Annotated in this window: 9 protein-coding genes; 2 read left to right on the top strand and 7 right to left on the bottom strand. The window is 35.1% G+C overall.

The window, feature by feature from the left end:
* Positions 1-442 precede the first annotated feature (442 nt).
* On the bottom strand, positions 443-4576 hold the full coding sequence (locus tag JNL75_02725; GenBank protein ID MBL7788731.1) for a PKD domain-containing protein: 4134 nt from the start codon (positions 4574-4576) through the stop codon (positions 443-445).
* Positions 4577-4909: 333 nt separating this feature from the next.
* Between JNL75_02725 and JNL75_02730 the strand changes: the two genes are divergently transcribed.
* A complete protein-coding gene (locus tag JNL75_02730; protein ID MBL7788732.1) occupies positions 4910-5749 on the top strand; it encodes an alpha/beta hydrolase fold domain-containing protein in 840 nt (279 codons plus the stop codon).
* Positions 5750-5914: 165 nt separating this feature from the next.
* Positions 5915-6613, top strand: a complete 699-nt coding sequence (locus tag JNL75_02735) for a hypothetical protein (protein MBL7788733.1) — start codon at positions 5915-5917, stop codon at positions 6611-6613.
* Between the two features lie 130 nt (positions 6614-6743).
* Here the strand turns inward: JNL75_02735 and JNL75_02740 are convergent, their stop codons facing one another.
* The 6 genes from JNL75_02740 to JNL75_02765 form a co-directional block, all read right to left on the bottom strand.
* Positions 6744-10343, bottom strand: a complete 3600-nt coding sequence (locus JNL75_02740; protein ID MBL7788734.1) for an efflux RND transporter permease subunit — start codon at positions 10341-10343, stop codon at positions 6744-6746.
* A gap of 100 nt (positions 10344-10443) precedes the next feature.
* Positions 10444-10857, bottom strand: a complete 414-nt coding sequence (locus JNL75_02745) for a GxxExxY protein (protein ID MBL7788735.1) — start codon at positions 10855-10857, stop codon at positions 10444-10446.
* Between the two features lie 33 nt (positions 10858-10890).
* Positions 10891-12006, bottom strand: coding sequence for an efflux RND transporter periplasmic adaptor subunit (locus JNL75_02750; protein MBL7788736.1), 1116 nt, complete (start codon positions 12004-12006; stop codon positions 10891-10893).
* A gap of 21 nt (positions 12007-12027) precedes the next feature.
* On the bottom strand, positions 12028-13344 hold the full coding sequence (locus tag JNL75_02755) for a TolC family protein (protein ID MBL7788737.1): 1317 nt from the start codon (positions 13342-13344) through the stop codon (positions 12028-12030).
* Between the two features lie 3 nt (positions 13345-13347).
* On the bottom strand, positions 13348-13947 hold the full coding sequence (locus tag JNL75_02760) for a TetR/AcrR family transcriptional regulator (protein MBL7788738.1): 600 nt from the start codon (positions 13945-13947) through the stop codon (positions 13348-13350).
* An 82-nt stretch (positions 13948-14029) separates the two neighbouring features.
* Complete coding sequence (locus JNL75_02765; protein MBL7788739.1) at positions 14030-15829, bottom strand: excinuclease ABC subunit C; 1800 nt, start codon at positions 15827-15829, stop codon at positions 14030-14032.
* Between the last annotated feature and the right edge of the window lie 93 nt (positions 15830-15922).

Consider the following 15922-nt stretch of genomic DNA (forward strand, 5'->3'; position numbering starts at 1 on the left):
AGACTCAAATGAGTATCAGGAAATAATTAAAAAAAATAAAATACATTATATCAATAAAACAATTGAGAAATATAAAATTGCAAAAGACTGTATACTAGCTAATTGAGGGGTAGTTAGATAGAATTCCGCATTAGAAAATGCAGAATCGATTAAGAATTTGTTGCAATCCCGTACGTACGGGATTGAAACAAATTCTAAATCGGGATAAACCCAACTAAATCATATAGTTCGCCACGCAGTGGCTTCTAATGATTAATTTGGGTTTAACTATATGTATGACAATAGTATAGAATCCTACACTAGAAACACATGGCTGCATTTCTGGTTGAAGCGGAAAACAAATCTCAAAATACTGGAGAGCATTCTATAATCTACTCATAAGGATTACGATAAAGTACATAAGTGGTGAGGATATTATTGTAAATACCCTCACCACTATTTTTTACTCTTTTACTATTTTCAAGCTTGTAGCTTGATCGTTTTGATTTATGTTCAGAATATAGATACCTGAAGGTAATTCTCCAAAATCAATTTCCTCGTTGATCTCACCGGAAGAATAGTTTTTCTCCGTTGATAGTTTAACTTGCTTGCCATTTATAGAGTATATAGAATAACTTATTCTTGTTTCCTTATCTAATATTACTTGGATTTTTACCTTATCGCTTGTAGGATTGGGAAATACAGCGATATTCATATCATTTCCAATATTCTGAATTCCATTCGTAGTTTTTAATACTATGGTATGGACTGTTGTATTGGTTATGACAGGGTCGTTAAAGTCGAAATAAATTTCTGCAGTATTTTTTAATATGGCACCTATGGGTTGATTATTTGCCAGATTAACACTATATCCAATAAATCCTTGACTAGCTTCGTAGTCAGTACCACTATCTGGGAGCATTATATTTTCAAATTCAAAAAATACTCTACCATTATCATTGAAATGAGTTACATATTTATGAGAGGCTTCATTTATTATGAAACTATTAAAATCGAATTTTGGATCTATTTGATCTTCGATGACTACAGTGTGTGCAGGAGCAGTTCCTGTATTTTGGAAGCGTATATGATAATCGATAGTTTTAGTATCAGGGTCAATCTCCTCAGCCTGAGCTGCTGTTTTATCATTAGGGTCCCAGCTGCCTACACAAGTATCCTTGATTGTTTTTGAGTTATTAGATAAGTTACAGTCATCATTGGTAGGTTCTATCCATACACTATCTATCACTATAGTGCCCAAGGCTAGTGAAACAGGAGTATGGAAGTAAGCGTGTTTATATCCCGAAGCGTATGGAAGTAGTTTAGGAATAGACCATGTGATAACATTTCCGCTCACTGTATAACTGGAACTTGTACTTGATTTTACAACTAGATTTGATAAGAAGCGATAATGGATTTTTACATTATGTACAGCATGGGCAGTATTATTTTTATATGTAATGGTTTTCATTGATGTAAATCCAGGAGTAATATTCCAGTTTCTATGTATCGATACAGAGAGGTCTTGACATTTATTGGCTGTATCATAGAAATTATAATTACATGTTAATGGGCCAGTAGCATTGACCGTTATCTTTTTAGGAGATGCAGGGCATAGCTGATCTAATCCCGAGAAATTAGATAGAACCTGTTCTACTTCATAATTTCCTTTTAAAACCCAAAATTCATAATATCCATTCGTATTGGTATATGTATACCTAATCGGACTCGTATTTATTTTTATCTTAATGGATGGTAATGGTTGGTCTGAAGAATCGAATCCACAATTTCTATTAAGGTCATGATATACATAGCCACATACCTTAGCCCAATCGGGGTCATTGCTGCAAGGTCCTGCAGTATATTGCTTCACCCCAGCTCTCGTGGCTTCGCATGAATTTAAATATGTTATTCCATTACAACCGCATACAGCTTGAGTATAGCTTGGACACTTAGTACTTACTTTATTGATGTAACCACTATCAAAGCATGCATTCGAACTATTTACCTGAATGTAGCGAACTATTGAATCCGTGCATTGGAAGGTACCAATAAATTTATTGATATACATAACTACTCGATAAAATCCTGGAAATGGATAGGTATATGTTGAATTAGGGGAAGTAGAACTGGCGCCATTTCCAAAGCTATAATTATACGTAACACTCGAGTCTATACAGCTTGAGGTATTGGTTAATGAAATGGTAAGACCTGATTTCGTATAACTGTTATTAGCTTTGAAGCATCCACATGTACTTGTATTGACTGTGATACATTTCGTTATCGTTTTTGTGCAAGTAGTGCCAGTCAAAGCATCAAATAATGTAATAGTGAGTGTTACAGAATATTTACCATTCTTCACAAAGGTATGACTAGGATTAGGTATATTGTAGGTTTGACCTGTACTAATTTTATAATTTATTGACACGATAGTCGCATTCGTAGTATTGGTGGTATTAGTGAATTGATAGTTACCACCTGATACTATCCAATTGAAGTCAGGTTGAAATCGATTACATGGATTCACATTAGTTACTTGTATGTACTTACAAATACTATCAATACAGTATAAATTATTGTGATTTAACCAACGCTTGGCTATCAAACAAACCTTGTAGGTGCCAGGATTTGTATAATGCGCTGTAGGATTTTTCTGAGTCGAAAAAGTTCCATTCCCGAAACTCCAAAGATAGGTGTACATTTGACCTGTCACTGGAGTAGTTTTATCCAAAAAGTTAACTGTACCTAAATTGGAATTCATTGTCCAATCGAAGTTTGCCTTGACATTACAAGGAATTTTACAATTGGTTACTGCTACTAATTTTATAATAGAATCACAGCAAATTATATTTTGATTGGAGTCTCTCAGGCAATAGTAAAGTTTGACAGAATAAATACCATTCGCACTATATTTAATTTTAGGTTTGGCGATTATACTTTTTATTCCATTGCCAAAATCCCAATTAAAGGTAAGTATATATCCTGAGCTATTTGAATCGATACTAAAGTCTAAGGATGTATCCGAAATTTTCCAATTGAAGTGACGAAACAGATTGCAAGGCGATGCTATAAAATAACTACAGTTGGATACACAGCCTGAACTATCTGTAACAGTGACATAATATGTGCCGGGTAAAAATCTTTTGATGTATCGATTCGTATCTCCTCCTGACCACTTATAGGTATAAGGCGGAATCCCAAACTTGGGATTGCAAAACAGCGTATCTTTATTTTTAGTTATATCACATCTCAATTGACATGATACAAAACCTTGAGTATTGATCGTTATCGTATGCGATTTGATATGTTTAATACCGTTAGGCATGCAATCATAAGTTTCTATGATGACATACAGTTCAGCTTGAACTGTCTTGACCGTATCAAAACTAATCGTTCCAATTAATTTATTCGTATTCGTGCCAGAAATAACCATATTAAATCCTGTTAAGTCTGTAACGGTGGGTGTAGATATTACTTTGTATTTAATTTTCGAATTGGTATTCCCCAGTATATTGAAATAGATTTTATTTCCTTTATTTTTACCTTTGATAGTATATACATAGCTCGAATCATAGGATGAGCATACGACATGCTTTACCGAATCTACCTTTAGGTTGCGATTCATTCCTTGCGCTGTCGTTACCGCAAACTGAATATCCCGCGTTATATGACCTACTAATACTCGGCGATAACCACTAGGTTGGCTAGCATCTGCAATTGCTCGATACTCCATAGCTGCAATAGCATAGACAGCTGTTTGTTCAATACTAGGTGTTAACTTAATCTCTCCAGAGTTTGGATTAAACTTTACGCCAGATGTGGTGTACAAGAAATTTTGAGTTGTGAGTTGTGGGTTGAATGCAACAGTGCCATTATTGAGATTGATAACATCCGAAAAATTGATACCTGGATGATTGAATGGGGTGTAAAGACTAAATGCTATCGAATCTAAGACTATTTGTTTCCCATTGATCATGATATAATTAGGGTCAAAAGAATCAACACCCGCAGGGTTGTAAACGTTCTCTTCTCCTTTGAATAAGTATTTAAACGGAATATTCGCAAAGGTTAAAGAATTATTGTTATAATCGGTATTCACCAAGGCTTGTAACCATGAATTTTCTCCTCCAGGATTTTGTATGGTAGTTATAGCATGATTTCTACAGCAACTCGTCCAGCCGATATAGGCATATCCTATATTCTTGCCTATGGTGTGATCCACTTCGTAGACCCATTTTTCGACCCCCATGATATTAAGAATAGGTCCTTTTGGGCAATTGGTCGTAGGCGTGACAGCTACATCTGGCACCTTACATATTTGGCTTACTTCTTCTTTATACTTAAAGTTTAAGCTTACATTGTATTTCGTACTACTAGTACCTATTGTGACAATCTCATTTCCATAATCTATCCCAGCGCAGTCACGATATACCGTAAGTCTTATTCGATACCTTCCTGTGAGAGTATCCAATAATTGATAATTCAATTCGCCGCCCATTATATGGGTAGCATTTAAGCTATTAGTCCACCCTACAAGTAGCATTAGGGAGAAAATGTAGCGTAGAAAATTGTTTCGATTGGTAAATGGTGTTTTCATAATTATCTAATTTTACTAGTTAATAATCTTTTATAATACAAAAATATAGAGATAATTATTAAATTTTAAAAGAAATTTCTTGATTTGTTAGATTGTTTTTAAGATAATAGTACTATTTATAATATAAATATTGTTTAAATAATTTTGGAACTGACACTTATCGTCAGTATGCCAACATACAAGGAATTCAGGCAGTCTATTTATAGAATATTTTAATATTCATTGGTATTAATTATTTAATTAATTATATTTGCTAAGATAAGTTTATTAAAAGGCACAGAAAACCAAACTAGAAGTGCTAGGCTTTATTTCTGGACCAGGTACGAAAAAAATATGAGATTATTAATTTTACTTTCAGTTATACTTTTTTCTTGCAATAAGGAGGACAATAAAGATACTCCTGTGCCGATAGCTTATCGAGAAACTAAATCTATTTCTTACAATTCAGTTGGAGTGGATGTCGTAATAGACAAACCAGCAAAAAACGACTTAGATGTATTGCTTGTATTTCATGGAACAGTAGCTTCTGATAGTGCTATTCTGACCGCTGCCAATAATACTTTAGACAAATTCAAAGGAATTTTGGATAGAAATGATATGATGATTGTAAGCGTAGCATATCCACAAGAATTTGTCTTGTTAGGTGATAATATTGTCAAATGTGAAGCTGCATTATTATGGCTGAAAAATAAAGCAAGTCAAGAATTAGGGATAACAGTTAAGAAAATATTCTTAGGAGGTCATTCCCAAGGAGGTTATATGGTGACTAGATTAAACACCATGCACCAGACCAATGGAGTTATAGCCAATGCGCCAGGTCCCTTGAATCTAGTTTATCGATGTCAACTAGAGGAAAATAGACAAATTCAACCCAGCGCCGTTTGCACTAAATTGAAAAACGTATATGGAACGACAGCAAGCAATCCTAATCCTTATTTTCAAAGGTCCTTGTTAAATTTTACCAATGGGTTTCAATCTGACATTTTATTTGTTCAAGGCTTAAGCGACTCTCCTATACAGCTATATACTTGGCCTACTTTCAAACAAGATATACTTAACTGCACCAATTGTCAAAAAAGCCAGTTTGTAGAAATAGCAGGTGGAGAGCACGGCTCTTTGTTTGAAAGTCCGATAGGGAAAACTGAGTTTAATAAATTTATAAATAGTCATTGATTTAGCTTATCGCTCACAGCAACTCATAAGGTAAGTGGTTATTTAAATTATACACCAAAAATCCATCGCTTTTCATTCCTATAAGCTTATTTTTGAGGTAAAATGAGTCTGCGATAGCTAATGGGAAATGAACTGGGGTCGGCTGATAAACACTGTAACTATATAATGAACGAACTGAAAACTTCAATTGAAAATTTATACTCAACTTTCTCGACTTATCCAAATAAATCGACAATGGATGGTTGCCCTTGTTGCATATTAAATACGGATAAAGAAAAAATTCATTCAAAGCAATTAAGAGACCTAACAGAAGAAGACCTTTCAAGATACACAGCAAAAGCAATGACAACTTGGGGCGATGAAGATGACTATAAACATTATTTACCAAGGATATTTGAACTATTATCTACGACAGACTTTATCGTTTCGACATTTATAGTTTTAGGGAAACTTGAATATGGAAATTGGAATACTTGGAAGGAAACCGAACAAACTGCAATCAAAAATTTCTTGTTTGCTTGGTGGGCAGAATTGGTAAAAAACAAAAAGTCATTTGAACACGAAGCATTTATTGAAATAGTAAAACTAACAGATAATGTTGATGAATTACTTAAACATTGGATAATTGAATTCAACAATAATAGCTTTGCAAACTTTGTTGATTTTGTTTATTCATATTATAACGATTTGAACACCAAGAGAACTGAATTCAAAGAACTAAACATGGAAATTTGTGACAAGTTACTAATTTGGACTAACGATAATTCAAGTATTTTAGAAAAAGGCTTTTTTAAATATGCTGACAAAGACAAAGAATTTGCAGAAAAGATTTCTATTACACAATATATACTAAAACGAATATAAAAATAAAAAGTCGAACGCCCAGCAAGGATTCCTCTGTAAATCAATCTATCTAAAAAAAGGATTATATATTAGCTATTTCCTTTTGAACAAAGAAATACTATTTTTTCCGCAAGTCAATATCTACCTTACCTTACCCCACCATTTCCTTCTCCAATCTCGCCAACTTTCTTCGTCTGATATTATGCTTCCACTTGCTGACGAGATAGAACATAACAGGCACCATGACCAAGGTTAAGACGGTCGCATAGGTCAAGCCAAAGATAATCGTCCATGCTAGCGGTCCCCAGAAGATAACATTGTCGCCTCCGAGGTAGATATGCGGATTCAAATCGGTAAGGAAGGTAAAGAAATTGAAGTTTAAACCGATAGCCAGAGGTATCAAGCCCAAGACTGCTGTCGTAGCTGTCAGGAGTACTGGTCGCAAACGTGAACGACCTGCCTCTACGATACAGATGACGAACTGATCCATAGGAATATCTTCGTGGGTCTCGACTCCCAGCTCTGATTTTTTCTTATCGAGTAGGAGGATAAAAAAGTCCATTAAGACGATACCATTTTTCACCACCACACCTACGAGCGATATGATACCCATCATAGTCATGAGTACTACGAAGTCCATATTGGCAAAGGTCAAGCCGAAGAATACCCCTGAGAAACTCAAAAGCACCGTCGCCATGATGATAAAGGTCTTGGACGTCGAATTGAATTGTAATACAATAATCATAGTGACCCCGAATAAAGCTAGTAATAATGCACGATTCAAGAAGTCCTGATTTTTCTTCTGTTCTTCTTGCTCACCCGAAAATCCAAAATTCATCTTCGCAGGGAGTTTATAGACCTTGAGTTCATTCTTGATTTCTTGCATAATCTCATTGGCATTATAGCCATCCAATAAATTAGAGTAAATGGTCATTATGCGATTTCCTGCCTTGTGATTGATTTGATTGAAGGTGAAAGTCTGCTCTGTCTTAGCCAAAGTAGCCATCGGGATTTGAATGATTTGACCATTCATCTGATTTCTAAATGTAATCGGCTGATTGAGGATAAGGCTCTCATCTTTTCGTTGATCTGCATTGAGGCGCATCATAATTTTATAATTGTCATCGCCTTCTTTATATGTAGAAACTTCTTGTCCATATAAAGCTCTTCTTAAATTAAATCCTACAGCACCTGTTGAGGTCATTAAATTTCCTGCAAGGGTTCTATCGATATTCATTTTGAGTTCAGATTTATCTTTATTGATATCCGTACTCAATTTCTCAATTCCAGGTATTTTTTTAGAATTGATAAAATCGATAATTTTATTACTCTCGGCTAGCATGGCATCATAATCCTCGCCTTGCAGCTCTATACTTATAGGATATCCTACAGGTGGACCATTACTTTCTTTCTCTATGGTAATTTTGGCGCCAGGAATCGGTTTGATGTTAGCACGCAGTTCATTTAAAATCTCCTGCGTATTGACTCCTTTACGCTCTTTGAATTCTTGAAAGAGGACAGTTACTTTTCCTTTGAATGGAGTCTCAGAACTATTCCCCATATCCACTCTAGGATTTCCAGCGCCTTCACCTACTTGGGTTACTACCGATTGAACTAAGAAATTAGGAGCTGGATTGACTTTTTTATATTTCTCCAATATACTCAGAACTTGCTTTTCTACTTGTCGTGTTGCATCATTCGTTTTTTCTATCGGTGTACCCTGCGGAAACTCTACATAGACAATATTTTGATTTGGAATGTTGTCGGGGAAAAACCAGACTTTTCGTGGAAATATTTTAAAAAATAAAATAAATGAAAGAAACAATAACCACACTATAGAATAAAGTGAGATTTGCGGTCTCGAAAAAGAAAAATCACGTCGCTTAATCATCCAAAACAATGGAAGTATCAGCAAACTAAAAAGTACAGTAAGAACCTTGGATTTATATCGTTTGTCTTCAAATAGCCAAGCTAATCTTCGAGCATACCAATTCTCAAAACGCGGGAAGTAATGATGCTGAAAAGTCTGTGTAGCATTAAATATATAATGATGATACAACCATAAAAATCCTACTATGATAAAACTCAAATGGGCTATCACTCTCAATCCAGTAGCGAATGGAATAGGATTTTCTGTAAACATCTCAGCCTTTCCCATCCACCCAGGAATAGCGAAAAACACACCTATCAATAGTAGATAGCGAGTATATTTTTTCAAATTTTCATAAGAAATATTTTCATCTTTCAGTGCCATAAAGCCCCCTGTCATAGAAGCATTGATAATCATAGCTACAATAAGCGATGCTCCTAGTACAACCGATAAGGTCGCAGGGAAATAAATCATAAATTTACCCATAGTACCGGGCCATAAACCTAGAGGGAAGAAGGCTGCCAAGGTCGTGGCGGTAGAGGATATCACTGGCCAAGCTATTTCCCCAATACCGATTTTTGAAGCGGATATTCTATCCATACCCTTCTGCATATTCGCAAAGACATTGTCCACCACCACGATACCATCGTCCACAAGCATACCTAATCCCATAACCAAAGCGAAGAGAACCATAGTATTGAGGGTAACACCATAAGCATCTAAAAAAGCAAATGCCATCAACATGGAAAGCGGAATAGCCGAACCTACGAATAATGAATTTCGCAATCCCATAGTAAACATAAGCACTGCCATAACTAGGATAATTCCAAAGAGAATATGATTGGATAATTCATCGACGGCATGTTCCACTCTCGAAGATTGGTCGCCGGTATATTCAATGGATATATCTCGAGGTATATCCGCTTTTTTTAGTGCTTCTATACGTTCTTTGACCTTTTCTATCGCATGAATCATATTGGTACCCGAGCGCTTTTTGATATTGATCATGACGACTTCTTTTCCTGACTCGCGAGCATAAGTCGTTCGCTCTTTTTCCTTAAATTGTACCTCAGCTATATCGCGCAATAGAACTGAACCTCCAAAAGATTTTACGACGATTTGATTGAGTTCATCGGGATTGTCAAACTCTCCTATTACACGAATATTGGATTTCTTACCGCCATTTTCGATATTACCTCCAGATATAGTCATATTCTCGCCCTGCACAGCACGCTGCACATCGTCAAAGCTGACAGCAGCACTCGCCATCTTGAATAAATCTAGTGCTATTTCTACCTCTTTGTCACCGACGCCGAGAATTTCTACTTTCTTAATCTCTGCAATATTCTCGACATCATCTTTAATAATTTTGGCATAGTCTTTCAGAGTCTGCGCAGGATAGTCACCTTTTAAATTGACATTTAGAATCGGGACTTCCTCTGCAATATTAATGTTAAATATTGTCGGCTCTACTTTACCGCCATTATCCATTTTAGGCCAGTCATTCGCAGCCTTGACCATATCGATTTCATCTTTGGTTTTTTGCTTGGCTAGTTCTACCGTATGCTTATCATCAAACTCGGCTACTATCAATGAAAAATCTTGGAATGAACTCGATGTGACCTTAGTTACTCCAGACAAGTTCTTAATCTTCTTCTCAATAGGATCCGTAACTAATTTTTCCACGTCCTCAGCAGCATTGCCCGGATAGATAGATGAAATGAAAATTTTATTCTCGATAATTTCTGGAAAATCCTCACGAGGCATGGTCACATAGGCTATGGTTCCCATTAGCACAATAGCAAAGGTGAGTATATAGACAGTCACTCTGTTCTCAACAGCCCATGATGATATTCCGAATTCTTTTTGTTTGAAACTCATTTTTTTTACTTTTATTTTATATTCACCACATAGGACACATAGGTTTTGTATGGTTTGAATATTTATTATGAAAATTTTTTATTTTTTAATTTCTCTGTAATTAACTATTAGGTAATGATTTGAAATATTCATTCACGAAAGTCTTCTGTCCCTCTTTAAAAATATTGTTACAATTGAAATTAATTAGTAGGCCTTTAGGTGCTTGTAATAATTTCATATAGGTGAGAAGCTGCGCTTCAAACATAGGAGTAAATTCGGTAACAGACTTCAACTCAACTACAATTAAATTCTCTATAAATAAATCACATCTAAATTCAACTTCAAGTTTCTTTTCTCTATAAACTATAGGGATAACAAACTCTGTGTAAAAATTTATTTTTCTATGTCGTAACTCTTCAATTAAACATTTATGATAAATCGATTCAAGCAAGCCTCTTCCAAGAAATTTATGAACTTCTATTGCGCTACCAATAACTTCATAGGTTAAGTCATTAATATACTTCTTAGAAATCATCACTATGTGATCTATGTGGTTATTTTCAGAATGCTAAAACTTCACTGGAGTATTATCTACTACCGACTTATTGCCTTCTAAGATTATTTTATCACCTACATTCAAGCCTTGTAATACTTCTGTATTTTCTGAATTGGCCTGCCCTACTTGAATAATAGTCTTTGAAGCTACTGCATTATTTTTATTGATTTTTTTCAGGACATAAACATATTTCTCACCTTTTGCATTCGTTCCAATGGCTTTGTTAGGGACTGAAAGTGCATTCGCATTTTGATAATCTACTATATCCAATTTCGCACTCATATTTGTTTTAATCATATTATCGGCATTGGATAGGGGAATTTCTACCGCAAAAGTTCGGTTACTAGGATTAATAGCGCTCGATACACGAGCAACTCTGCTCTGCATGGTGCGATTTAGCGCAGGTATATACACGTTGACCAGAGTACCCACTTTGACTTTACTTATAAACTGCTCGGAAACATCAGCAGATACTTTCAGGTTACCTAAACTAACTAATTTCGCTATAGGCACACCCGGCGCTACAGCTTGTCCTGACTGGACTATCAGATTATCAATCGTACCTGAAAATGGAGCTTTCAATTTAGTTCGTGATAACTGCGATTGAATAGCAGATATACTTTTTTGCGCAGCTTCGTAAGCAGTCTTTGCTTGTAAATACTGTATCTCTGAACCTATTTTATATTCGTTCCACAATCTAGCTTGCTTATCAAAAGCTGTTTTTGCGAGATCCGCTTGAATCTGAGCTTGCTTGAGCTGAGAAGACATACCACCATCATTGATACTCGCCAGAACTTGTCCTTTACCTACACGCTGACCTTCACTGACGGACCAAGTAATAGAACCAGCATATTCTGGATACAAAATAACATCCTGATCCGTACTGACACTAGACTGAATAGTTATCCCATGCTGAAAAGGCTGTGAGCTAATCGTATATGGTAGAATAGTTTCCGATTCCGATTTTTTCTCTAGCTTGGCTATTTCTTCATTGATTTTTTCTAACTTCACATGATAATCTGCAATTTCTTTGGTTATCTCACTGCGCTCTGCTCTTAATTTTTCTATATCCGACTTACATGAAAAAAGTAAGGACGCTACTAGGATAATGGTTAAATACTTGTTCATATTTTTAAATTTGATTTGAAATTAAAATTTTCCTTGAATTTTTTTGAGGTCGATATGACTATTTAAAAGATTTAATTCTGACTGTAGAAGTTTTAAATATTGCTGGATACGCTCGTTTTGCGCATTAGCAAATTCGAAGCTACTGCCGACTCCTTCTTTATATTTCACCTGAGTTTTATGCTCTATTTTTTCTGAAAGTTTGAGAATGTCTTTTTGATTTTTAAATTCATTAATATTATTGCGAAGCGTCAATACGGTATTCATATTTTCTATTTTGAGAGAATTGTATAAATTTTGTTTATCCACTTCTGCTTTTTCCAAGGCTAGCTTGGCTTGGCTAATTTGACTCTTTCTCGTAAAACCATCAAAGATGGGTATATTGGCTTGAATACCGAAATTTCCGAAATTATACCATTTATTATTGAGAAAATTAAAGCGATTGCTGAATGAATTATATCCGTAGTTGGCAGCACCAAAAAGACTAGGTAACGCTGAATATCGCATTTGTTTCAGATCATATTTTTTCAATAATATAGCTTGGTCTGCGAGTTTAAACTCTAATCTATTTTCCAAATTTTCGATAAATGGACTTTGCTGAAAAGCCTCTTGCAGTATATGAGCTACATCTTCCGCTATCATCAAACTATCTTCCATTGGGAAACCCATATTGAGTTTCAAGGCAGAAATAGCTAATTGATTTTGAGTTTCTAATACAGATATTGCATTTTCTATGGTCTTAACGTTGTATTGCAATCGCTCGACATCGAGTTCTTCTATCAAACCTTGTTTATAGATTTTATTTGTTTGGTCATATAATTTTTCGATAACAAGTTTACTTTCTTTGAGTGATTTCAAGCTCTTTTTTGCTGCTACTGCTTGAAAATAGTTCTTGGAGATTAATACTTTGACATCACGCTCGCTCATTTTGACTTGTAGATTGGCAAGTTCCTTAATAGATGCGCGCGCCTGCACCCCCACGAGGTAGCGACCATCAAAGATAAGCTGCTGCAAACCTATATTGGCATTCATAGTATTGCTTATCCCAAACTGCACTGGAATCAATTGTCCTGGAGCACCGAAAGCATCGCCCGGTATGACACTCGTAGGCACTATGAATTGATTTTGGTAGGCTATAGAACCGTTTATCTTTGGAAAACCTTGCGTCAAAACCTCTTGAGTTTTTTCATAGGTTATTGATTTTTCCAATTGATTCTTTTGATGATTGTAGTTATGCTTTAGTGCATAATCAATAGCAGCTTCTACAGTAAACACACTTTGCTGAGCGTATAGACCGGGAAGTATAAAACTAGTAACTAGTAGTACAATTAATTTATTCATATATTATAACTCAAAATTTATTTTATCTAAATATTTAATTCCTTTAGGTGTACCAATGCCATTAATGTGATAGTACATAAGTTCTTTTTCTAGTTCACCAAAGGATCGACTGCGCTGCTGTGCGAAAAAATCAACCATATTGAATATACTATGAAAATATTGACTAGCTATAAACTCAACATCTATAGTACTTCTATAGAGACCTTCTTCCTGACCTCGCTGCATATTTTCTACAATGGTTTTTAAAACACAGGTCTTAAAAAAATCTTGCAATTTTTTCCAGCAATGGGGATAGTATTTCTGGATATCAGCCACGAAAATTGGTTTCATTTTGCGATGGGTCTCCATATCCATTTGATAAATCAACCTCAATTCGTCTATCGCATTCTTCGCTAAAGTTTTCACTCGATCTATTCCGCATGCGTGTTCTGAAATATGACTATCGATTTCACATTCGACTATTTCATCCTTACTGGTAAAATGAGCGTAAATGGTTTTCTTAGAAATACCTAGCGCAGTGGCGATATCGTCCATATTGACAGCCTTGATACCACGCTCAAAAAAAAGCGTCCTCGCTAGTTCTAAAATAGATTCTTTATTCATTCGGCTGCAAAGCTAAATAAAAAAATCTATGGAAACTGAAATAGTTTTTAAAGTTTCCTAAAATTTTATCGAGGCTTAACCCTTAAATAATTCCATTATTTAAAAAATCTATCAGAATTTTCGTACGCTGCACTCCTATAAGGCTTATAAGTTCTTCTTTATCTGCCTCTTTCATATTAGAAATAGACTTATACTTCTGAAGAAGTTTTGTCACAGTTGTCTTGCCTATTCCTTCGATATTATTAAGCGAGGACTGAATCATTGCTTTAGAACGAAGCTGTCTGTGAAAACTCAAACCAAAGCGGTGCGCTTCATCACGCATCTGCTGAATTAGTTTAAGTGCGGGACTTTTTTTATCAATATACATGGGTATAGGATCGTCCTTAAAATAAATTTCCTCTAATTTCTTAGCTATACCGATTATAGTAACCTTAGACTCTAAACCCAAATCTTTTAACGATTCTAAGGCATGGCTTAGCTGACCTTTACCTCCATCTATCACTATTAACTGCGGTAGCGTTTCATTTTCTTCGACCATACGCTTATACCGACGAGTAACTATTTCTTTCATAGAAGCAAAATCATCTGGACCATCTACGGATTTGACATGGAAATGTCTATAATCTTTCTTTGCTGGTTTACCGTTCCGAAATACCACGCAGGCACTCACCGGATTGGTTCCCTGAATATTTGAATTATCAAAGCATTCGATATGAATAGGCAGTTGATTTAATCTGAGCTTATCTTGAAGTTCTTTCAATACATTAAATTCATTACGCTTCTTCTCAAACTTAGGATCGGAAAAGAGTGTCATAGCAAAACTTCGCGCATTGGTATAAGAAACATCCAGTAATTTTTTCTTATCACCTAACAATGGTATGACTTGTTTTATTTTATGAGGCAATTCAGCTATTTCGAAAGGGATAACGACCTCTTCTATTTCTTTATATGTCAATAAAAACTGAGAAATAAATTGTTCCAAAACTTCCTTATTGTTTTCTTCAAGTTTTCGTTCAACCTCAAAACTCTTCGAACTTACTATAGTGCCATTCTCCACCCTGAGATAGTTCAAGATACATTTTGACACGGTTGTATATATATTCACTGCGAGAATATGATTCCATTTGGGATTAAATATGACAGACTTGGTTTCAAATTCACCCAATTTTTTTAATTTTTCCTTCCATTGCTCTGCTTCTTCGAATTTTAAACTTTCAGCAGTTTTCTCCATTTGAGCAGTCATATAATCTTTGACCTGAGAAAATTTTCCCTTCAGTATATCTTTTATTTTTTTGATATTCTGAGCATAATCATCTTCTGATTGTTTGGCTTCACAAGGGGCTAAACAATTTCCAATATGATATTCTAAGCATGCGCGAAATTTCTTTTTACTGACATTTTCTTTTGACAAATTCAATGTGCATGTTCGAAGTGGAAAAAGAGCTGTTATGGTATTAAAAATATCTTTTGCTGTAATCACAGATGTATATGGTCCTAGGTATTCAGAACCGTCTTTGTAGTACTTTCGGGTAAAAAAGATTCGTGGGAAGCGTTCATTTTTTATCACGATAAATGGATAGGTCTTATCATCTTTTAATCTAATATTATATTTAGGTTGATTTTCTTTTATTAAACTATTCTCCAAAATCAAAGCATCATTTTCATTAGGTACTATAGTCACTTCTATTCGAGCTATTTGTTTGACCATAAGCCTAATTCGAGAAGCTACTATTTTATTCTCTAGAAAATACTGAGACACGCGTTTCTTGATATTTTTCGCCTTACCTACATATAACCAATTTTCCTCCTCATCGAAATAGCGATATACTCCAGGTTGCTCTGGAAGAGTGTCGCGGATAGAAAGAAATTCGTCGAGATTCATTCTAAAAGTTACTAGTTGAAAGTTTAAAGCTAGATGATGTTAAATTTATACTACAAAAATAAAACCAAGTTACTTGTAACTTAGAACTTGAAA

The organism is Chitinophagales bacterium (genome assembly GCA_016787225.1).
Classification (GTDB): domain Bacteria; phylum Bacteroidota; class Bacteroidia; order Chitinophagales; family JADJOU01; genus CHPMRC01.